We start from the raw sequence: 20,729 nt of genomic DNA, 5'->3' as shown, positions 1-20,729 counted from the left end.
CTTTAATGGCGGAGTCCTGTGATGAGTGAGGTTGCCTCACCTGAGCTGTCGCTGCCGGTGGCGTCATCGCTGAAGGCTCCGGCGGGTGACGTGCCGGCGCCGGTCATCGCGCGCGAGAGAGTGCAGATCGTGGATGCCCGCGATCGCCCCTGTGGAAGCGCCTGGCGATCCGACATGCGCCGCTATCGCTTCTGGCATCGCGCGACCTACATTGTGGTGCGCAATGGCGCGGGAGAGCTGTGCGTCCAGCGACGGACACTGACCAAGGAAGCCTTTCCCGGTGGTCTTGACCTCGCTGCAGGTGGCGTGGTGGCGGCCGGTGAGGCCGTCCACGTGTCTGCCCGTCGTGAACTGGCAGAGGAGCTTGGTATCTGTCATGCCCCGCTGACGCCCTGCCTGAGCTTTCGCTACGATGACCAGGGATATCGCATCTTTGGCAGTGTCTTTTGCGTGACCTGGGACGGTCCTCTGGCGCTACAGCCGGAAGAGGTCGCCAGCGTCACCTGGATGCCGCCTGGAGAGGCCATCGAACTGGCTGAGGCCACACCGGACACGCACCTCGCGCTGGCCCTGCTGTTGAAGCAGGAAGCGCAAGGATGAAGGCGACTTCGCCGGTGAGGCTGCGTCTCTGGCGAGAGCCGTGAAGGCGTGTCATCGTGAAGACAAGGAGCGCGAGTTCAGCCCATGAGCCTGCATGACGTCGAGTGTCATACCCATCAAGGTGAGCCTTTCAATCTGCGTGCATTGAGGGGGCAAGTGCTGCTTGTCGTCAATGTGGCAAGCCAGTGCGGTTTTACCTCTCAGTTGGGCGAACTGGAGGCGCTGTATCGCGAGCATCGCGAACGGGGCTTCACGGTGCTGGGGTTTCCTTGCAACCAGTTTGCCAAGCAGTCGCCAGAGTCTGCCGAGCAATTCTGTGCCTTTGGTGAGCGTCAGTTTGGTGTCACCTTTCCCCTGATGGAAAAGGTGGAGGTGAATGGACGCGGTGCCCATCCTCTGTTTCAGCGCCTGAAAGCTGAAGCTCCGGGCTGGCTGGGAACGCGCGCCATCAAATGGAATTTCACCAAGTTTCTGGTGGCGCGAGACGGGCGCGTGCTGAAGAGGTTCGGGCCGCGGGATGGTGCCGCGGCGATGCTGACGGATCTGGAACGGGCCCTCGACGAGACGTGAGGGTTAGGCTTTGTGGCCTGAGACCGGCCGCTGGCCCTAGCGCGCTTCTCCTCGGCTGACCACCAGATGCTCCACCAGGGCGTTGTAGCGGTGACGCACCATCATGGTGGTCAAGCCTGAGAACAGGGCCCAGAACTTGCGGCGCCAGCCGGTCAGTCGGAGGTTGTGGGCGACCAGGCGGCGCATCAACTGGTAGTCGTCGAACTTGCGCCACTCACCCGCGACCGACATTTGCTGTCGAGAAAGTACGGGGGCGAGTTCGAGGCGAAAGACCCATTCCAGGTCCTTGAGCGCGATGCCGTCACGTTCTATCACCTCTACCATTCTCGCGTAGTCGGATTCTCGCGGTTCCCGTTCCAGCCACATCGGGGCCAATGCGAGCCATAGCTCGCCGCGTTCATCGACCAGAGTCTGGGCATCCATCGGTGGTCTCCTCAAGCGATGGACTGCATCCTGCCCGAGCCGCCGCCGTCGAGCAAGCATCGCTCAGTAGCCCCGCTCAGTAGCCCCGCCCGTGAGGCCCTTTGTCTGCAAAGGCGGACAGGATCGCCGTGTGCCGCTAGAATATCGCCACCACGCATTACACATTGGATGGCTCTCCTACGGGAGCCACGAGCAATAAAGAGGTCTGTCGTGATCATCAAGCCCAAGGTACGCGGATTCATCTGCACCACCACCCATCCTGTCGGTTGCGAGAAAAACGTACTCGAGCAGATCGAGGCAACCCGCGCACGTGGCCTGGCGTCATCCAAGGGGCCCAAGAAAGTGCTGGTGATCGGTGCCTCCAGCGGTTACGGCCTGGCGGCACGCGTCACTGCTGCCTTTGGTTATGGCGCCGACACCCTCGGTGTGTTCTTCGAGAAGCCCGGCACCGAGAAGAAGCCCGGTACGGCGGGTTGGTACAATGCCGCGGCCTTCGACAAGTTCGCCAAGCAGGAAGGCCTCTACAGCAAGTCGATCAATGGTGATGCCTTCTCCCACGAAGCCCGCGCCAAGGCGATCGAATTGATCAAGCAGGACATGGGGCAGGTGGACCTGGTGGTCTACTCGCTGGCGTCTCCCGTGCGCAAGATGCCGGACTCCGGTGAGCTGAAGCGTTCCAGCCTCAAGCCCATTGGCGAGACCTACCGCGCCACTGCTATCGACACCAACAAGGACACCATCATCGAAGCCGAGGTCGAGCCTGCCAGCGAGCAGGAAATCGCCGATACCATCGATGTCATGGGCGGTCAGGACTGGGAGCTGTGGATGCAGGCATTGAGCGAGGCCGATGTACTGGCTCCTGGTGCCCGCAGTGTTGCCTTCAGTTATATCGGTACCGAGATCACCTGGCCGATCTACTGGCATGGTGCGTTGGGCAAGGCCAAGGAAGACCTGGATCGTGCAGCCGCCGCCATCGATGACGAGCTGAAACAGTCTGGAGGTGGTGCCAACGTCGCTGTGCTCAAGTCGGTAGTGACCCAGGCGAGTGCCGCCATCCCGGTCATGCCGTTGTACATTGCGATGGTCTATCGGGTGATGAAGGAGCAGGGCCTCCACGAAGGCACCATCGACCAGCTCAACCGCCTGTTCGGGGAGCGCCTCTACGGGGGTGAAGCCACCACGGATGACGTCGGCCGCCTGCGTCTGGATGACTGGGAACTGCGTGATGACGTCCAGCAGGCATGCAAGGATCTGTGGCCGCAGGTGACCAGTGACAATCTGTTCGATATCACGGACTACGCTGGCTACAAGCACGAGTTCCTCAAGCTGTTCGGCTTCGAGCGTAGCGATGTGGACTACGACGCCGACGTCAATCCGGACGTCAGCTTCGACGTCGTTCAGCTCTAATCCGCCCAAAAGGCCCTGAATGTCGGCCCCGTCGCTCCAGCACTGAGCGAGCCGGCGGCTGACAGACTCGCCTTTGCCGACGGGCCGTGACCGAGAGGTCGCGGCCCGTTGTCGTCGTGTCACTGATGCGTCTTCGCTGCAGGCGTGGCCCATGCACAACGGACATGGGCGCTGAATCCATGGCGTGAGTGGCGTAGACTATGGCTCGCATATTCTCGTCGAGAAGGTTCATGCCGCCGTCTTCCCACCCATCACGCTCATCCGAATTGCTGCGCCAAGTAGGGATCGTGGTGATGCCTGGATTTTCGCTGCTGGCGCATGCCTGTGCCACCGAGCCGCTGCATGTGGCGAACCTGCTTCACGGCCGAACCCTCTATCGACTGACCAGTTACTCCAGCGGCGGCGATGCGGTGACGAGTGCGTCGCAGCAGACCGTGCTGCCCCGGGAAGCGCTAGCAGAGGTGGAGACTCACCCCGACATGGTGTTGGTGTGCGGGCCTGCCAAGCTGCCTGGGGGGATCCCCGATGATCTGGCGGCCTGGCTCAAACGCCTGGCGGCGTCTGGCGTGTTACTCGGCGGCATCGGCGGGGGCACCGAAGCGCTGGCGCGGCTGGGGCTTCTGGATGGCTACCAGGCCACGCTGCCGTGGCAACGGTTCGAGGCCTTCGCGGCGGCTCACCCCCGGGTGCGGCTGTCACAACAGCTGTTCGAGATCGATCGTGACCGGATGACCTGTGGTGGCGGCACGGCGGCCATGGACATGATGATCACCCTGGTCGAAAGTCATCATGGTGCCGCTCTAGCATCACGAATTTCGGAATATTTCGTGATGGAGCGGATCCGCATGGGTGATGAACCCCAGCAGATTCCCCTGCGCTCGCGTCTCGCCCATGCGCCGGCCAGCCTGGTCGAGGCCGTGCAGCTGATGGAAGCCAACATCGAAGAGCCGCTGTCGACTCACGAACTTGCCGAACATCTGGGCATCTCCAGGCGTCAGCTGGAGCGACTCTTCAAGAAGTACCTGAAGTCGGTGCCGAGTCGCTATTACCTCGATCTGCGTCTGCAGAAGGCTCGCCGCATGCTGCGCGAGAGTGATCAGCCTGCCGGTGAAATCGCGCTTCAGACCGGCTTCTCGTCGGCGGCGCATTTCTCGACGGCGTATCGCAATCACTTCGGTATGACCCCCAGGGAAGAGCGACTGGGCTAGCCACTGACTCGATATGGTTTATCGGGTAACCGCACCTTCCCGGGACCTGCATAGCTCCCTGAACGTTCCCTGACCGTTCCCCTGAACGTCCCCCCTTTTGACCTGCATCGCTCACCGTTGCTGGGTTCGACCTGTATGGGGTCGACCTGAATGCGTTGCCGGCATCGAGCGGAATCGATGTGCGGTGGCATGTTTCGGTACCACGGTTTACCCAGGCTGCTCACGTGAGCCGGTCGCGACAGTCTACGTCCCGTTCTACGTCTCGTTGGCGCGGCGCTTCCTCTCTTCGTTTTTCCCTGGCTCTCTGCCTCGCTCCCTCCCTTCCTCCCTTCCTCCCTTCCTCCCTTCCTCCCTGCCTGTCGTGTCATTGCCTTTCTCCCCACCATCAGCTTCCACAGCATGTCAGCTCAACGTTGAGGTTAGGTCCTCATGTCCTCGTTGTTTGTGTTGGCTGCTCAAGGTTCAGCATCGGTGTGAAAGGACGGTGAAGACATTTCGCATGCTCGTTTTGGCAAAGTTCTTTGGGTGAGGTGACGTAAGGAAACGGTGATGTAGTCGACAGAAGCGACCTCACCATGAGGCGTGATGGTATGGCTACAGAGAGTACGTAGAGTACGCAGAGAAGGTGTCAGGTGATGGAGACACAGAGCGTCATACCACGTCTTCATGCAGATCAGAAAAATCGAATGAGCGTAGTTCTCAACAGTAGTGTAAGTAAATCGCATGTATCGTACACAGAGAGAAAAGACAGCAAGGTGCCGGAGCCATAGCTGAGTAGAAGCTGAGAAAAAGGAAGACGTTCTATCAGAGAGTGCCTCCGGACATCATGCGGTGTATGGAAAGCGATGGTGGCTGTTTCGGTAGAAGGTGGTAGCAGTAGATCGGAAGATGAATAGAGGAAAGATGAGGGTGCGTCTGCCATCTATTCATAAAAAATGACGAAAAAAGCAAAGATGGAGAGTGAGACATGAATCACAATACCCTTTCTCGTGCTGGCTTCTATATTGCGCTGTACGGTGTAGTCGCGATCCTTCTATGGATCGGTTTCTTCAAGTATCACCCGGATGAAGCGGCTGCTATCCAGGGCATCGTTGCCAGCTCTCCGTTGATGTCCTGGTTGTACAGCATTGCGAGTGTCAATCAGGTGTCGGCGGCTATTGGTACGGCAGAAATTGTCGTTGGCTTGCTTGTTGCGGCATACCCCATCTCCAAGAAAGCGGGACTGGTGGGGGGAGCGCTTGCAAGCGTCATCTTCCTGACGACCAGCACCTTCTTGCTGACCACCCCTGGTGTGTTGCATGTCAGCAGTCTGTCGGGTGATACCTTGGCCTTCCCATCGCTGTTCGGTGGATTCCTGGCGAAGGACCTGGTTCTTCTGGGGGCTTCCCTTGCCATCACCGGGGCTTCCTGGAAGGCGGTAAGTGAAGAGGCGAGTGCCAAACACGATCACTTGATTGCTGAATCAGCATAAAGGCTGATGATGCGCCAGCAGCAACGAACAGTGCTGCTGGCCCACGACTGTCGTACAGGTTCACCCTGCGTGATGGGAAGACCCATAGCTGCCGACGTGCCGACGTAAAGCGAGATATTTTTACGCCGTTATGTTCAATATCTTACAGAATAATTGTGCCGAAATGATTTTATGAACATATCTGCAATTGCCAATATGTGAGATGCGAATTAGATTTTCTGTTACCAGTTAACAAAATGTTACGTTTGTATGTGGTCAGTTTTTTTGGGCTTCCTGCTCATAACGTGATGTTTTTGTTTATTTTCTTGGGTCTTGGATTCGCGCTCTGTTCGCTGGAAAAGCATAAGAACGTATATCGAGCATCCGTCGACTGGGGGTGAAAGTGGACCGGGATGAAAGTGGACCGGGATAAAAGCGGACCGGGGCGAAAGCGGAGCGGGATGAAAGGATATGAGCGACAAGTGAACTGAGGTGGGCGCGGATGGATGTAGACACCCAGTTGGCAAATGCGCTGAAGCAGCATATTGCACCAGTAGCTTGTCTCTTCTTTGCTGAATTTGCAGGGGAAGACAAGTCAACGATAGGCAAGCATAGGATCCCCCACAGAGGTGGATCCCTCAATAGGCCAGACTTCTGCGGTCGGCCACAATAGGAAAGTCGAGGAGAGTGACATGAAAACCAAGATGATCTTTGCTGTCATGATGGTGTCTGTGCTGGCCGCGGGTAGCGCCTTTGCCATGGACTCAGCGACCCTGCAGAAGCGCATGCAGGAAATTGAACAGCGCAGTGAGGCGGCCTCCGACGAGCAGAAGGTCGAAGCCCTCGAACAGGAAGTGGCAGAGCTGAAGGACCTTCTTCAGATGACCGTAGACAGTCTCAATGAGTCCCAGTAATCCTGCATGATGGTCAGCGCCGCAGGCTTGCAGCACGAGATCAGCTGCGGCCTACGGCGCTGGTAAGCTATTGGTTTGCCGGCACCGGCCAGCATCATACGTCAGAAGCGTATTAGATGTTTTCATACGTAGGACGGGATAGTGTCGACGTGGAAATGTCCTATAAAGTTTAAAAATTGTGCTTGTTTAGTCTTTCGAATAAACACAGGTTGCTAACTGTAATACCCCCCTATTAGATTGATTCAACGAGTTTTTGAACACTGTTTTTCATTGGGCTTCGTGAAGGGTGAGTGTCTTGGACGTGACGGGGTGGTAGGGATTCCCTTCCTGTCTCGGACTGAGGGATACGCCCTGCAGGTCACGTTGCTCCGCTAATCATCAAGACGATGTCCTACCATTGCCTTGCAGCAGTGCCTACCGGCCTTCATGGGTAATGGACAGGGAACCAGGTCGAAGGACGTTCGACAAAGACGAGGAGAAAGACATGAAGATCAAAATGATGGCAGCTGCACTCCTGGCCTCCATGATGGCAGTGGGTTCAGCGCAGGCGATGGATTCCGATACGCTGCAGCAGCGCATGCAGGCGATTCAGCAGCAATCTGAAGCCACGCAGCAGGAGCAAAAAATTGCTGCCTTGGAGCAGGAAGTCGCCGATCTGAAGGCACTGCTGCAAGAGACCGTCGAGGCTTTCCAGGAAGCCAATATGTAACATCGTCGCAGTGCCAGCGGTTGGTGGCATGACGTGATGACAAAGGCTCACCTTTATGGGTGGGCCTTTTTTGTTAGTGAGTGCCGCATAGATTAGCGCTCTATAGGTTGGTGCGTAGGGGCGGGTGACCGTAGCGGTGGTGGACGTTGGTGATCATGTCCGAATTTGCCACCGGTGTGACCGCTTTGGCACTTCGGTCCGTGGATGGGGCCACTTATCGTAGCTGTACACCCATTGCTCTCTCCCATTCTGCGGACCAGGAGTCTTTCCATGTCATCTGCACTACTGCTTATTGATGTTCAAGCGTCTTTTCCCCAGCGTCCTTACTGGAACCCGCAAGAACTGGGGCGCTGGCCTGAGGCCCAGCGCGAATTGGTCGACCTGGCCAAGGCATCAGGCATACCCCTCGTAAGAATCTTCCATCTCGCACCCGGGAGCGGTGGAGCCTTCGATCCAGATAAGGGGTTCGTCAAACCTTTGCCGGGCTTTGAGGATCCTGCGGTCGCCACGTTTTACAAGACCGCGCACAACGCGTTCACCGATACCGGACTGGACCGCTGGCTTCGTGGGCGGGGAATCACGACGCTCTGGATCAGTGGCATCCGTACCGAGCAGTGCTGCGAGACGACGGCTCGAGTGGGGGCTGATCTCGGGTATGATGTGGTGTTCGTCGCCGAGGCGACGCTGACGTTCTCGATGTCTCGAGCAGGACGAGTGTTCTCCGCAGCAGAGATCCGTGAGCGCACGGAACTGGTACTGGATGGGCGCTTTGCCCGTGTGGTGCCGGTAAGTGCCTTGCACAATGAGCGCTGTGAGCTGGCCTGACCAGCGGCCATCTGTGAACGAGCCATATGACAAGAGGGGTGGGGTGCCAGGGAGAATGATGGAAACTCGTGCTGCCGGTGATAGCCCCCTTCGAGTGAGTATCGTCTTGGTACCTGGGATGGTGCCCCTCGACCTCGTGGGGCCATGGCAGGTGTTACGCAGTGCATCGATCAGGCAACCCTTTGAGATCGACTTCATTGGGCCCCGTTCTCAGTTTGACTGGATGGGGCCGCTGTCTTTGTCGGGTATAGCGCCGTTGCCCGACTCCCTGGGGGATTGCCACCTGCTGTTGGTGCCTGGCCAGTATCGCGCCGCCATGGAAGCCGATGCTCAGGATGAGGTGGTGGGGTGGCTGCGGTCAGTGGCGCCCCAGGCTCGTGCCGTGATGAGCGTGTGTTCGGGTACGCTACTGTTGGCCCAGGCAGGCTTGCTGGAGGGTCGCCGTTGTACCACCCATCATCAACTTCTCGACAGACTGCGGTGTCTGGCACCCAGGGCACTCGTTCAGCAGGACTGCATATTCACCGAGGACAGTGGGCTGTTTACCAGCGCTGGCATTTCCACCGGGATCGATACGATGTTGCATTGGCTGACGCGAGTCGTCGGGCACGACATCGTGGTAACGGTGGCGAGGGATATGGTGCTGTATCTTCGTCGTAGCGGCCAGGAACCCCAGCTGGGTGTGTGGCTGACGGGGAGAAATCATGTCGATCAGCGTATCCACCGGCTTCAGGATCGCATCGCTGCTGCTCCGGCTGATACATGGTCCATGTCGCTTATGGCCAGGGAGTCTGCCATGGGAGAGCGCCACCTGCGGCGCCGCTTCGTCGAGCTGACCGGCATGAGCGCACTGGACTATCTGGCCAGAATTCGCCTTCAGCTGGCCCGCCAGCTGATGCAGGAATCATCGCTTAGCCTCGCAGCCATTGCCGAAAAGGTGGGCGTGTCGGACGAACACCAGCTCAGGCGCCTATGGCAGCGCTTCGAAGCGGGTACGCCGGCGCAGTGGCGCCGTCAACGGCAGCGTGACAGCTCAGCGCAGGATGCCTGCCGGGTCTGTTGATGATGTGGGTGGCGCCTTGCAGGCCAGCAGGGCGCGAAATACCTTGCCCATCAGGACCGCAGTGTCCTGTTCAATGACGAAGCCTGCCTTTGTCAGCAGAGGTGCGGCCTGGCGGGTAATATCGGTGGCGATGGTCGTGGTCGCCAGGTTGAGGCTGCGTCGCAGCATCCCGGAAGGCCGCTCGTCGTCCTGGAACTTGTCCATGATGCACAGCTGTCCATCGCCGCCCAGCACGCGATAGGCCTCGGCCAGCCCCCTGTCCGGTTGCGGCATGACCGCCAGAATCAGATGCATCACCACCACATCGAAATAGCCATCCGGGTAATCCAGCTGCTCGGCGTCCATTGCTCGTGCTTCCACATCCACCCCAAGGTGATTGGCCCTGACCTTGAGTCGCTTGACCATGGCGGGGCACAGGTCACTGGCGTGCACCTCGATATCTCGTGGTAGCCACGGCAGGTCGAGCCCGGTGCCCGCACCCACCAGCAATACCCGCATGCCGGATTGCCAGCGCACCTGGGCCAGTGCCTGACGGCGCGGCCGGCGAAAGGCTCTTTCGGCGACCACGTCATACACAGGCGCATACAGCGAGTAGCGCCAACGATTCCAGCGAGTGGTGTTGATCATGAGGATTCACTGAGTAGTGGAAGACTGGCTGTTTACAGACTAGACGAGGCGCTGGGCCGAAGCATGCAGAAGAAACGTGGCTGTGGGTTGTCGAGGGTGACGATGCTGCGCGGACGTGGCTGTGCTTTGTGAAAAAGCCGGTCCCATTGCTGAAAGCCTTCCTGCGATGGCGTCCCTATACTCGAGTGATCGATTGATTGCATGTTTTGCGATTTCGCGCATTACATGCTCAGCCGTCTCGCGACGGCAACCACCCATGACAGCGGAGATCACCGATGAGCCACACCCCGAGCCGTGCCGACTTTGATCAGTACATGGTGCCCAACTACGCGCCCCAGAAGGTCATCCCGGTGCGCGGCGAGGGCAGCCGCCTGTGGGACCAGGAGGGGCGTGAGTACATCGACTTTGCCGGCGGCATCGCGGTCAACTCTCTCGGTCACTGCCACCCGGTGCTGGTGGATGCGCTCAAGGCCCAGGCTGACAAGCTGTGGCATCTGTCCAACGTCTATACCAACGAACCGGCGCTCGAGCTGTCCCGGGAGCTGGTCGAGCGCACCTTTGCCGACAAGGTATACCTGTGTTCGTCCGGTGGCGAGGCCAACGAAGCGGCCTTCAAGCTGGCACGTCGCTGGGCCCATGACACCCACGGCGAGCACAAGGACAAGATCATTTCCTTCCGCCAGTCCTTCCATGGACGCACCCTGTTCACCGTCAGCGTAGGTGGCCAGCCCAAGTACTCGCAGGGGTTCGGTCCGGTCCCGGGCGGCATCCTGCATGCGGAGTTCAACAACCTGGACAGCGTCCGCGAGCTGGTAGGGGATGACACCTGTGCCATCGTGGTCGAGCCGATGCAGGGTGAAGGCGGTGTCGTTCCGGCCACTCAGGAATTCCTGCAGGGACTCCGCGATCTGTGTGACCAGCATGATGCGCTGCTGGTGTTTGATGAAGTGCAGACTGGCGTGGGTCGCTCGGGCTCTCTCTATGCCTACATGGATTACGGTATCACCCCCGATATCCTGACCAGCGCCAAGAGCCTGGGCGGTGGTTTCCCCGTGGGCGCCATGCTGACGACCGATCGCGTGGCCCCGGTGCTGGTGCTGGGCACCCACGGCTCGACCTATGGCGGCAACGCGTTGGCGTCTGCCGTGGCCCTGGCCGCGATCCGCCACATCGATACGCCGGAGGTGCTGGGTGGCGTCGCCAAGCGTCATGAGCTGTTCCGCGAGCACCTCGAAGCCATCAACCGCAAGCACGGCGTGTTCAAGGAAGTGCGCGGCATGGGGCTGCTGATCGGTGCCGAGATGGCGCCGGAGTACGAAGGCCGTGCCAAGGACATTCTGCCGCTGGCCATTGAAGAGGGCCTGATGGCCTTGATCGCCGGACCCAATGTGCTGCGCATGGCGCCGTCACTGGTGATCCCCGAGGCAGACATCGTCGAGGGCCTCGAGCGCCTGGAGCGTGCCATCGCTCGTCTGGTGAGCGCATCGTGAGCAGGCCCCTGCCACAGACTATGTCATCGGATCTTGAGCAAGCTGCGACAGGAGGGCATCCCATGTTGGCTGTTCGCCCTGTGCGGCCTGGTGACCTGCCGGCGCTGGAGCGTCTGGCAGGCAGTGCCCAGCCGCGCCTGACCAATCTGCCGGCCCACCGCGATCGTCTCGAGGAGCGCATTGCGCGCTCCCAGCGGGCCTTCGCGTCGGAGGTCGAAGTGCCGGGAGACGAGCACTACACCTTCGTACTCGAAGACCAGGAACGTGGCGACGTCGTGGGCACGGCCACCATTCGTGCCCTGGCCGGCGCTAACGAGGCCTATTACACCTATCGCCAGGAGACGCTGATTCACGCCTCGCAGCAGCTCAATGTGAGGCGTGAGGTGCAGACCTTGGCGCTGTCCCACGAAGTGTCCGATGCCAGCCTGCTGTGTGCCCTGTCGCTGGACCCGCGCTACAAGGGCACCAGTGCGGAGAGCCTGCTCCGGCGTGCCAGGCTGATGTTCATTGCCCAGTACCCGGAGCGGTTCGCCGACGTGCTGGCGATGGCCTTCCCCGGCTATCTGGACGAGGACGGTGCGTCGCCGTTCTGGAACAGCGTGGGCCGTCATTTTTTCGTGCGTGACTATCACGAAATCAACTACATCGCCGGCGTGCGCTCCAAGAGCTTCATCGCTGAGGTGATGCCCCAGTTCCCGCTTTACCTGGCCATGCTGACGCCCAAGGCTCGCGCGGCCATCGGTCGCGAGCATCCTGCCCATGAAGACGCGCTCGAGGAAATGCTGGCTGAAGGTTTCCTGCGCTCCCGCCATGTGGACCTGTTCGATGCAGGTCCCGTGATCAAGGGCGATCGTGCTCGGCTGGAGAGTTTTCGGCGCGCGGCCTGGCACCCGGTGCGCATTCGTCCCGAGCACACCCTTCCCGACGCCGAGCCGGCCATGGTGGCCAATCAGCGCCTGGATGGCTTCTGCTGCACGGTGGCCCGCTACGCGCTGTCCCCCACAGGTCAGCTGATGCTGTCACCGGCCCATGCCGAGCTGCTGGGGGTCGAAGAAGGTCGTGCGGTGCTGGCCGCGCCCCTGGCGCTGTCGGCTGATGGCCTCGACCCGGGATATGACGAGGGAGAGCTGTAATGCGCATGCGTCCGATCAAGGAAGGGGACCTGGACGAGCTCCAGGCGCTGGCCCGGGAGACCGGCGTCGGCTTCACCTCCCTGCCCGATAATCGCGAGTTCCTGGCCGCCAAGATCGCCTCTGCCAGCAGCGCCTTCAACGAGCAGACCCCGGTGGATCAGCGGCTCTACTTCTTTGTCCTGGAGGACGAAGAGAGCGGTCGCCTGGCCGGTTGCTGTGCCATCGAGGGCCAGGTGGGGCGCGAGGTACCGTTCTATCACTATCGCGTCGGCACCCTGGCGCATTCCTCCAAGCAGCTCGACCTGCATCGCACCGTCGATACGCTGTTTCTGAGCTCTGATCACACCGGCGACGCCGAGGTGGCGTCACTGTTTCTGCGCCCCGAGTTCAGGGGCGCGGACCGCCGCCATCAGCGCAACGGTGCGCTGCTGTCGATGATGCGTTGGCTGTTCATGGCGGAGTTTCGCGACCGCTTTCCGGAAAAGGTCCTGGCCGAGATGCGCGGACGCTTCGACGACAACGGTCGCAGTGCCTTCTGGGAGTGCCTGGGCGCCAACTTTTTCCCGATGGACTTCGATGAAGCGGATCGCTTGACCGGTCTGGGTCAGAAGAGCTTTATCGGCGAACTGATGCCCAAGTTTCCGATCTACACCCCATTCCTGTCCGAACAGGCGCGTGCCTGCATCGGTCAGGTCCACGAACATACGCGACCAGCGCTGGCGATGCTCAAGAAGCAGGGACTGCGCTGGGAAGGCTATATCGACATCTTCGACGGGGGGCCCACCGTCGAGGCCTATATCGACGACGTCAAGGGCGTTCGGCTGTCCCGCCATGTGCGGGTGGAAGTCGATCCTGATGCTGTCAGCAGCGAACGTCCCCAGTGGCTGGCGGCCACCACGTCCATGGCCGACTTCCGCGCCGCCTGGGTCGGACGAGGGCCCGACGACGCCGGCATCCTGGTACTCAATGACAACGAAGCACGCAGGCTGGAGGTCAGCTCCGGCGATACCTTGCGTGTGCTGAATTCCGACGAGGAGGCGTGATGCAACCCACCCAACAATTGCTCATCGACGGTCAGTGGGTGTCTGGTGATGCAGAGACCTTCAGCAAGCGTGATCCCATCAGCGGAGCGACGCTGTGGCAGGGTGCCGCGGCCAGCGCCGAACAGGTGGAGCAAGCGGTGGACAGCGCCAGGCGCGCCTTCGCTGCCTGGGCCAGAACGCCATTGGCCGAGCGTGAGGCGCTGGTCGAGCGTTTCCGTGGCGTGCTGGAAAACCATCGTGAAGATCTGGCCGCCAGCATTGCCCACGAGACCGGCAAGCCGATCTGGGAGGCACGCACCGAAGTTGGCGCCATGATCGGCAAGGTGGCGCTGTCCATCCGCGCCCGTGAGGAGCGCACCGGTGAGCGCGAGCGTGACCTGGGAGATGCACGCGCCGTGCTGCGCCATCGTCCCCATGGTGTGATGGCGGTGTTTGGTCCCTACAACTTTCCAGGCCACCTGCCCAATGGCCATATCGTGCCCGCCTTGCTGGCAGGCAATACGGTGGTCTTCAAGCCCAGCGAGCAGACGCCGCTGACCGCCGATCTGACCTTGAAATGCTGGCTTGAAGCGGGCTTGCCTGCAGGCGTCATCAATCTCGTGCAGGGCGCTGCCCCGGTGGGGCAGGCGTTGTCGGCGAACGCCGGCATCGACGGCCTGCTGTTTACGGGGAGTGCCAAGGTCGGCGGGCTGCTGCATCAGCAGTTTGCCGGCCAGATGGGCAAGGTGCTGGCGCTGGAGCTGGGTGGCAACAACCCGCTGGTGGTGAAGGATGTACCGGATGAAGACGCCGCCGTGCTGACCATCTTGCAGTCCGCGTTTCTGTCCGGTGGTCAGCGGTGTACCTGTGCCCGTCGTCTGATCGTGCCTGAAGGAAGCGCTGGGGACAGCTTGCTGGCGGCATTGACGGAGGCCATGGGACGGTTACGGGTGGCACAGCCCTTCGCTGAAGACGCGCCTTTCTACGGCGGTCTGGTCAGCGTAGCGGCCGCCGAGGGACTGCTGGCGGCACAGGCGGATCTGGAAGCACGAGGCGGCAAGGTGCTGGCACGGATGCGTCAGCTCGAGGAGGGCACCAGTTTGCTGTCTCCGGGGCTGGTGGACGTGACCGGCGTCGAGGTGCCCGATGAAGAGCACTTCGGGCCGCTGCTCAAGGTCTATCGCTACCGCGACTGGGATGAGGCCATCGCCCTGGCCAATGACACGCGCTACGGGCTTTCTGCCGGCCTGATCGGCGGCGAGCGCAGCGACTGGGACGACTTCCTGCTGCGCATCCGCGCTGGCATCGTCAACTGGAACCGCCAGACGACGGGAGCGTCCGGGGATGCACCGTTTGGCGGGGTCGGCGACAGCGGTAACCATCGTCCCAGTGCGTTCTACGCTGCCGACTACTGCGCCTACCCGGTCGCTTCAGTGGAGAGTGAAGCGCTGAACCTGCCCGATAAGCTGCCGCCGGGGGTGAGCCTGTGATGACGCTATCAGCAGTGACGCTGGTCGACGCGACAATGCGCCCAGCGCGCTCTTTATCTGACGCCGCCGACTCCTGCGCCTACCCGGTCGCTTCAGTGGAGAGTGAAGCGCTGAACCTGCCCGATAAGCTGCCGCCGGGGGTGAGCCTGTGAAGGATATGAGTCAACAAGATGTGGTCGAGGTCAACTTTGACGGCCTCGTCGGCCCGACCCATAACTATTCCGGCCTGGCCCACGGCAATGTGGCGTCCATGTCCCACGGGGGCCTGGTGTCCAACCCCCGTGAGGCAGCGCTGCAGGGCTTGGCCAAGATGAAGGCCCTGAAAGACGCTGGCTACGCCCAGGGCGTATTGCCGCCGCAGCAGCGCCCGGACCTGGGCGCGCTGCGCTCGCTGGGGTTCACCGGTGACAACGCCGAGGTGCTGGCCCAGGCGGCGGAACAGGCCCCGCAATTGCTGCGCGCGGTCTGCTCTGCCTCCAGCATGTGGACGGCCAACGCCGGTACGGTGACCCCCAGCGGTGACGCTGCGGATGGGCGCGTGCACTTTACCCCGGCCAATCTGCAGTCCAGCTTCCATCGCTTTCTGGAGCCGGAAACCACCGCACGGGTGCTGGCCGCGATCTTCGCCGACCCGACCCGCTTTGCCCATCACCCGGTACTGCCGGCGACCCCGGCGTTTTCCGATGAAGGGGCGGCCAATCACACCAGGCTGTGTGGCGAACACGGCGAGCCGGGCGTGCATCTGTTCGTGTATGGGCGCCAGGCTTTTGGCGGTGATGGGGTCGAACCCAGCCGCTTCCCTGCCCGCCAGACCCTGGAGGCTAGCCAGGCCATCGCCCGCCAGCACGGGCTGGGCGACCATCAGGTGGTCTATGCCCAGCAGCATCCTGATGCCATCGATGCAGGGGTCTTTCACAATGATGTGATTGCCGTGGGCAATGGCCCGGTGCTGCTGTACCACGAGCTGGCGTTCCGTGACGAACAGGGCACCCTGGACGCGCTGCGTGACAAGATGTCGACGCCCTTGATTCCCGTGCGTGTACCGCTGGAGGCGGTTAGCCTGGAAGATGCCGTCGCGTCGTATCTGTTCAATTCCCAGCTGCTGTCCAACGACGATGGCAGCATGACCCTGGTCGTGCCAGGCGAATGCCAGGAGCGGGAAGCGGTATGGCGCTGCATCCAGGATCATCTGCTGGCGGGCAACAACCCCATCAGTGAAGTGGTGGTCAAGGACGTCAAGCAGAGCATGCGCAATGGCGGAGGTCCTGCGTGCTTGAGGTTGCGCGTTGTGCTGAGCCAAGCCGAGCGCTCAGCGCTGACCGGTCGCGTGCTGCTCGACGATGCGTTGTACGAAGACCTGGTGGCCTGGGTCAAGCGCCACTACCGCGAGCGGCTGGCCCCGGAGGATCTGGCCGATCCACGGCTTGCCGAAGAGACGTTGGCAGCTCTGGACGAACTGACCTCCCTCCTTGAGCTGGGGCCGGTGTATCCCTTCCAGGGAGCAGCCGGCTAAGGCGCGATCGGCTTAAATGAGCGTGCGTATCCTGTTGGCTGCTCTAGATCGATCGCATGTTTCGACCCTACCTTCCGGTAGGGTCTTCTTTAATATCGCTACTGGCTGAGCCGCTACCGTGTGTCAGGGGCCAGCCCACGAGCGACCACACGAAGCATCGAAGGCTTTCTTCAAGGCCTTAAAGAAGATCCTGGGCCCAGGGCATATAGCGCAGCGAAAACACGGCGTCAGGGTGGCAGTCCCGTGCCGGACGACGGGGCGGCGTGGGAATCGCGTGGAAGGGTTCGGTAGCACCACTGGTGCGTGAAAAGGCTTCACGCACGATACCGACACGACAGCTCAAGGCATGGCGGTAGTCGCTGCGCACAAGGGGGTCGAGATTGCGCGTGCCCTCATCATCCTGCCACCAGACCTGCCATCCACTGTCACTGATCGCTTCGGCCCAGGCGGTATAGACCTGTGGGGTGACAAAGCCGCCGCTGAACATGCTCAAGTGAAGTGGGCCTGCCAGGGCCGTGCTGGCGCTGGCCAGCTGTGACACCAGCTCATCGCGCACGCCAGGGTCACGAAACAGCCAATCGTCGAGCTCTTGCGGCAGATACCATCCCACCGGGGTCAGCGGCCACTGCTGCAGAATCGCTTGCTGCTGTGCGGCGGACCTTGCCAGCAGCTGATACCAGTAGTGGGCAAAGCGAGCGTTGTCCGGCAGCGTATCGTAGTAGGCCGGGTCCTGGTGCAAGCCGAGGATCAGCTCGAGCCCCTGGCGCTCTGCTTCCACCAAGGCGTCGGCCAGCCAACCCTCGGCACCGCCGAAGGTATCGTCGCCATAGCGAGTCCACTGCACGATCAGCGTATCGACGCCATGATCGGCGGCCTGTTGCCATAACGTTTGCCAGCGCTCGCGGGTCAGCAACTCATCGCGATTCTGGGGCTGATAGAACAGGATAGGAGTGGAGTAGGCGCTGGCATGGGCTGCGGCATGGATTGTGGTATAGCCGACCAAATCGTCTGCAGGAGCGCTGGCGACACCGCTTAGCGGTGTCAGCAGCACGGCGGCGATCACCACAGAGTGCCCGGTTCGTACCTTGGCGCGTGGGCGTGCAGGGTGGGCGATCGACGCTAGCGGCTCAGCGACTGTGGCAACAAAGGACATGGCAAGTACTCCCATGATCTAGATCGAGGCCTCGTGTTACAGGCTCCATTCCAGGTGAATCATCCAGCCGTCCCGGCCATCGTAGAGGTTGCCGCCCAGGGACTGCTGATACTCCGTCGAGACGCTGAGTTTCCGGCGAAAGGCGTTGTAGTGATCCTCGTCGTACCACAGCTCCCAGCGCAGGCCCGCTGCGACCCGCACATCCTCGTCCCAGCCATCGGTGTCATGGCTGGTGGCCTGGAGGCTGGCGTAGGGCATCAGGGTCTGAGCGCTGTCGGTCGGCAGCTTGAGGGTGTAACCCTGGCGGTAACGACTGAACAGTTGCACGTCGCCGCGCTGGGTCCACCAGGCACCGTCCAGATAGAGCGAGCGTTCGTGCCAATGGTCCTCGGTAGGCCGCCATTCATTGCTGTAGCCACCCTGGTCGAGCAAGGAGCCGCTGGCGCGCAGCAGCAGGTCGATGTCCGTATGCTGGTCATCGTTTTTCTGGGACTCGGCAAACACCTCGGCGTAGAGATTGATGTTGTGACGGGCTAGCGGCTTGGCCCGCAGGCCCATGCCCAGAGAGCGGCCTCGCATAAAGTCATCCCGGTCATCGCCGCCGAAGATAGTGCGCACGTAGCCCGCCAGCTGGCGCCCCTGACTGAGCGGATCGTGGCCAAGGGCATGATCCCACTGCAGGATCTGGGTGTTGATATCGTGGCCGCTGGCGCTGTCATCCTCGCTATCGCTGCGGATACCGGGTGTCGGGCTCGCCGGGGACCAGCTTGAGGACAGGGTGATGCGGTCTCGCCGGGTCAGGCTCTCGTGCTGGCGGCGCTGGCGATAGCGGCGTTCAGCCATGCGCTCGGCGCTGTCGTCTCCCACCCGAAGGTCCAGGGGCTGCAGATCGATGGCCTGCTCAAGACGGGTTAGCGCGCGGGCGTTGTCGCCGACGGCAGCGTACAGAGCCCCCAGGGTGCTCGCGCTGACGATATCCTCGGGATAGGCGTGGCGTGCACGTTCCAGCAGAGGTATCGCCTGTTGGCGCGATATCTGGGTGTCGCTGGATGCCAATGTCAGCCCCAGTTCCCGTGCGAGTCTTGGTGAATCCGGCGCTGCGGCCTGGGCCTGCTCAAGCCAGCGGCGGGCGAGGACATCGTCGCCGGCCTGTTGGGCGAGCTGGCTGGCACCTTCGAAAGTGGCCGAATCCGCAGGCGCTGCCTGGCTGATGGCATCTGTGGCGAGGGCCAGTGATGTCGGTGGCTCGCCGTTGGCCAGGGCAATGCGCGCCCCGAGCAGGCTATGCTCGGCGCTGGCGCTGCTGGCATTCCACCAGCGCCAGGCCTCCTCGGTGTCACCGCTGGCCAGCGCGCTGCGAGCGCCGGCAAGGCGATCTTGCTGTTCCAGCAGGTTGACCTCGACCGCCTGCCATTCGCGCCAGGCGGCGGAGGGGTCGCCAGCGGCAAACAGGGCATAGGCAAGCCGCTTGCGCGCCTGGTTGACGTCGCCGATGGGGGCCTGCTGCTCCAGGCGCTGCGCCAGCGCGCGTTGAAAATAGCGGGCGGCCTGGCCCGGTCTATCTCGCGAGCAGATGCCCAACGGCCCCCAGGGAGGGGACGGTGAGACGGCGAACTCTTTAACCAGAGCGCAGCGATCCTGGCGTGCAAGCTGTTCGAGCAGCCCCTCCCGCGCCATGCTGCCAAGACGTGGCTGCTGGATCAGGATGGCCAGGGTGCCGTCGGGTATCTTGGCGGTGTCTTCGCGGTACAGGAAGGCCAGGCGATCGAGGGCTTGGGGTGAAAGCCGGTCAGGGGCGGCGAGCAGGGCCTGCTGCAGGATCTGCCTGGCCGCCAGGGGGTGATCCGAGGACAGGTACAGGTAGCTTGCCTGGTCCAGCGAGTGGGTTTCGCCGCTCATCAGATAGTGGCGTTCCCACAGCTTGGCGGCGGCGAGTGGGCGCGACAAGCGCTGGGTCAGTTCGGCGCGCTCGCGAAGGGTGGCAGCGGTCTGGGGTTGTCGCTGCAGCAGCGCCAGTGCCTTGGTCAGATGGCCGTCGGCACGATAGCGATCCAGTAACACCGCGTTCTGCCGCGGCTGCCACTGCCGCGGAAGTGCCGTGGTCTCCAGCAGGGCGATGGCATCGAGCCGATCGGCCAGTACCAACCAGCTTTCGGGATTGTCGGCGGGATCGCACTCGGCGAAGGTCGCCAGGGCGCCGGGGTCGCCTTGATGGGAAAGCCAGTCGACCAGCGTCAGACAATCCATGTCGTGACGAGGTGCCAGCTCCCTGACCTTGGCGGTGTCGCCCAGTGCCAAGGACGTCTGCAGCAGCTTGTCCTCGTCGCTGAGCAGTAGCTGGCCGCTGTCCTCGAGGGTCTTGAGCCAGCGTTGGGCGGGCTCCGGATAGCCCAGGGCAATGGCACGATCCGCTCCTGTCTTGAGCACGAAGCGCCGAATATCACCATCAGGCAGGGCCGCCACCATGGCGTTGACGCCCTTCTCGTTGCCGGACTGGACCATGGCAATCGCCAGGCGTCGCCAGTCGTCTTCTTCCAGCACGTTTTCCAGCGCGTGGGGCACCAGGGCATCGATCACCTGATCCCAGTCCTGGACCCGCTCTGCCAGGGTGGCGCGATAGCGATCCAGCGCCAGGCCGTCGCCCTTGGCCTGGACGGTGCGCAACCAGGCAAGCGCCTCCGGGGCCCCGCGGGTGGCGCGCAGGTAGTCCCCCCGGGTACGCCATAGCTCGCTGCGTGCCGCGCCGGAAGTCTCGGCCAGCCACTGGTCGACCTGGTCGGCGCTGGCATGGCCGTCGGCGATCCAGTCGCGGCGCAGCGCATTGATCTGCACCGCGGCCAGGTTGGCATCCAGCGCCCCCAGCGCCGCCACGGCGCCGTCCAGGTTGCCTTGTTTTTCCAGCGCCTGTGACAGCAGGCGATATGCCTCGATATTGCCAGGCACCTGTCCGATCAGATGCTCCATCAGTCGCTGTACTTCGGCCCAGTCCCTGGCTTCTGCGGCGCGGTAGGCCCGGTCGAGGTAGGGGTAGCTGCGAAACTCGTCAAACTCGCTGAGTGCCTGGGCCTGGTGGCAGACGATCAACACTATGCCAAGCCACCAAGGGCGCCTCAGACATCGGCTAAGTCGGTT

At 61.9% G+C, this 20,729-nt stretch carries 18 protein-coding genes; 14 read left to right on the top strand and 4 right to left on the bottom strand.

The annotated features are described in order from the left end of the window. Positions 1 to 21: 21 nt before the first annotated feature. Entirely contained in the window at positions 22 to 600 is a 579-nt protein-coding gene (gene yfcD, locus KUV41_RS03845; protein WP_206941516.1) for an NUDIX hydrolase YfcD, read from the top strand. A gap of 84 nt (positions 601 to 684) precedes the next feature. Next, a complete protein-coding gene (locus KUV41_RS03840) occupies positions 685 to 1,170 on the top strand; it encodes a glutathione peroxidase (RefSeq protein WP_206941513.1) in 486 nt (161 codons plus the stop codon). Positions 1,171 to 1,206: 36 nt separating this feature from the next. On the opposite strand, the gene KUV41_RS03835 is transcribed toward KUV41_RS03840, so the two are convergent. Next, complete coding sequence (locus tag KUV41_RS03835) at positions 1,207 to 1,593, bottom strand: hypothetical protein (protein WP_206941511.1); 387 nt, start codon at positions 1,591 to 1,593, stop codon at positions 1,207 to 1,209. Between the two features lie 210 nt (positions 1,594 to 1,803). Between KUV41_RS03835 and fabV the strand changes: the two genes are divergently transcribed. The 7 genes from fabV to KUV41_RS03800 all read left to right on the top strand — a co-directional run bounded on the left by fabV (position 1,804) and on the right by KUV41_RS03800 (position 9,169). Beyond that, positions 1,804 to 3,000, top strand: coding sequence for an enoyl-ACP reductase FabV (gene fabV, locus KUV41_RS03830; protein WP_222484376.1), 1,197 nt, complete (start codon positions 1,804 to 1,806; stop codon positions 2,998 to 3,000). Between the two features lie 230 nt (positions 3,001 to 3,230). Then, positions 3,231 to 4,208, top strand: a complete 978-nt coding sequence (locus tag KUV41_RS03825; RefSeq protein WP_206941507.1) for a GlxA family transcriptional regulator — start codon at positions 3,231 to 3,233, stop codon at positions 4,206 to 4,208. Positions 4,209 to 5,175: 967 nt separating this feature from the next. Further along, positions 5,176 to 5,679, top strand: a complete 504-nt coding sequence (locus KUV41_RS03820) for a DUF417 family protein (RefSeq protein WP_222484368.1) — start codon at positions 5,176 to 5,178, stop codon at positions 5,677 to 5,679. A 671-nt stretch (positions 5,680 to 6,350) separates the two neighbouring features. Continuing rightward, positions 6,351 to 6,572 carry a hypothetical protein gene (locus KUV41_RS03815; protein WP_206941503.1) on the top strand — a complete coding sequence of 74 codons (222 nt, stop codon included), beginning with the start codon at positions 6,351 to 6,353 and terminating at the stop codon, positions 6,570 to 6,572. A gap of 484 nt (positions 6,573 to 7,056) precedes the next feature. Further along, the gene (locus KUV41_RS03810; protein ID WP_206941501.1) at positions 7,057 to 7,281 is read left to right on the top strand and encodes a hypothetical protein; all 225 of its coding nucleotides are present in this window, start codon (positions 7,057 to 7,059) and stop codon (positions 7,279 to 7,281) included. Between the two features lie 270 nt (positions 7,282 to 7,551). After that, positions 7,552 to 8,106: an isochorismatase family protein gene (locus KUV41_RS03805; RefSeq protein ID WP_222484366.1), complete on the top strand. Its 555-nt coding sequence runs from the start codon at positions 7,552 to 7,554 to the stop codon at positions 8,104 to 8,106. Positions 8,107 to 8,161: 55 nt separating this feature from the next. Then, a complete protein-coding gene (locus KUV41_RS03800; protein WP_222484359.1) occupies positions 8,162 to 9,169 on the top strand; it encodes a GlxA family transcriptional regulator in 1,008 nt (335 codons plus the stop codon). Here the strand turns inward: KUV41_RS03800 and KUV41_RS03795 are convergent. Further along, positions 9,140 to 9,796, bottom strand: coding sequence for a class I SAM-dependent methyltransferase (locus tag KUV41_RS03795; protein ID WP_222162643.1), 657 nt, complete (start codon positions 9,794 to 9,796; stop codon positions 9,140 to 9,142). The two genes, KUV41_RS03800 and KUV41_RS03795, sit on opposite strands and share 30 nt — an antisense overlap. A 275-nt stretch (positions 9,797 to 10,071) precedes the next feature. On the opposite strand from KUV41_RS03795, the gene KUV41_RS03790 reads away from it, so the two are divergent. From KUV41_RS03790 to astB, 5 genes are all read left to right on the top strand, one after another. Further along, a complete protein-coding gene (locus tag KUV41_RS03790) occupies positions 10,072 to 11,286 on the top strand; it encodes an aspartate aminotransferase family protein (protein WP_206941496.1) in 1,215 nt (404 codons plus the stop codon). Positions 11,287 to 11,348: 62 nt separating this feature from the next. Then, complete coding sequence (locus tag KUV41_RS03785) at positions 11,349 to 12,419, top strand: arginine N-succinyltransferase (protein ID WP_206941495.1); 1,071 nt, start codon at positions 11,349 to 11,351, stop codon at positions 12,417 to 12,419. After that, positions 12,419 to 13,462 carry an arginine N-succinyltransferase gene (astA, locus tag KUV41_RS03780; RefSeq protein WP_206941494.1) on the top strand — a complete coding sequence of 348 codons (1,044 nt, stop codon included), beginning with the start codon at positions 12,419 to 12,421 and terminating at the stop codon, positions 13,460 to 13,462. The genes KUV41_RS03785 and astA overlap by 1 nt, the downstream gene beginning before the upstream one ends. Beyond that, positions 13,462 to 14,931: a succinylglutamate-semialdehyde dehydrogenase gene (gene astD, locus KUV41_RS03775; RefSeq protein WP_222484356.1), complete on the top strand. Its 1,470-nt coding sequence runs from the start codon at positions 13,462 to 13,464 to the stop codon at positions 14,929 to 14,931. The genes astA and astD overlap by 1 nt, the downstream gene beginning before the upstream one ends. A 157-nt stretch (positions 14,932 to 15,088) precedes the next feature. Then, positions 15,089 to 16,444, top strand: coding sequence for an N-succinylarginine dihydrolase (gene astB, locus KUV41_RS03770; RefSeq protein ID WP_222237700.1), 1,356 nt, complete (start codon positions 15,089 to 15,091; stop codon positions 16,442 to 16,444). A gap of 178 nt (positions 16,445 to 16,622) precedes the next feature. Here the strand turns inward: astB and KUV41_RS03765 are convergent, their stop codons facing one another. Together KUV41_RS03765 and KUV41_RS03760 are read right to left on the bottom strand one after the other, a co-directional pair. Next, entirely contained in the window at positions 16,623 to 17,597 is a 975-nt protein-coding gene (locus KUV41_RS03765) for a DUF4434 domain-containing protein (protein WP_222484354.1), read from the bottom strand. A 36-nt stretch (positions 17,598 to 17,633) separates the two neighbouring features. Next, complete coding sequence (locus tag KUV41_RS03760) at positions 17,634 to 20,684, bottom strand: NfrA family protein (protein ID WP_222484346.1); 3,051 nt, start codon at positions 20,682 to 20,684, stop codon at positions 17,634 to 17,636. Positions 20,685 to 20,729: the final 45 nt, after the last annotated feature.

Source organism: Halomonas sp. DP8Y7-1 (genome assembly GCF_019801685.1).
GTDB lineage: Bacteria > Pseudomonadota > Gammaproteobacteria > Pseudomonadales > Halomonadaceae > Halomonas > Halomonas litopenaei_A.
Note: the sequence above shows the minus strand (reverse complement) of the source record. Positions and strands in the feature narration are given on the sequence as shown.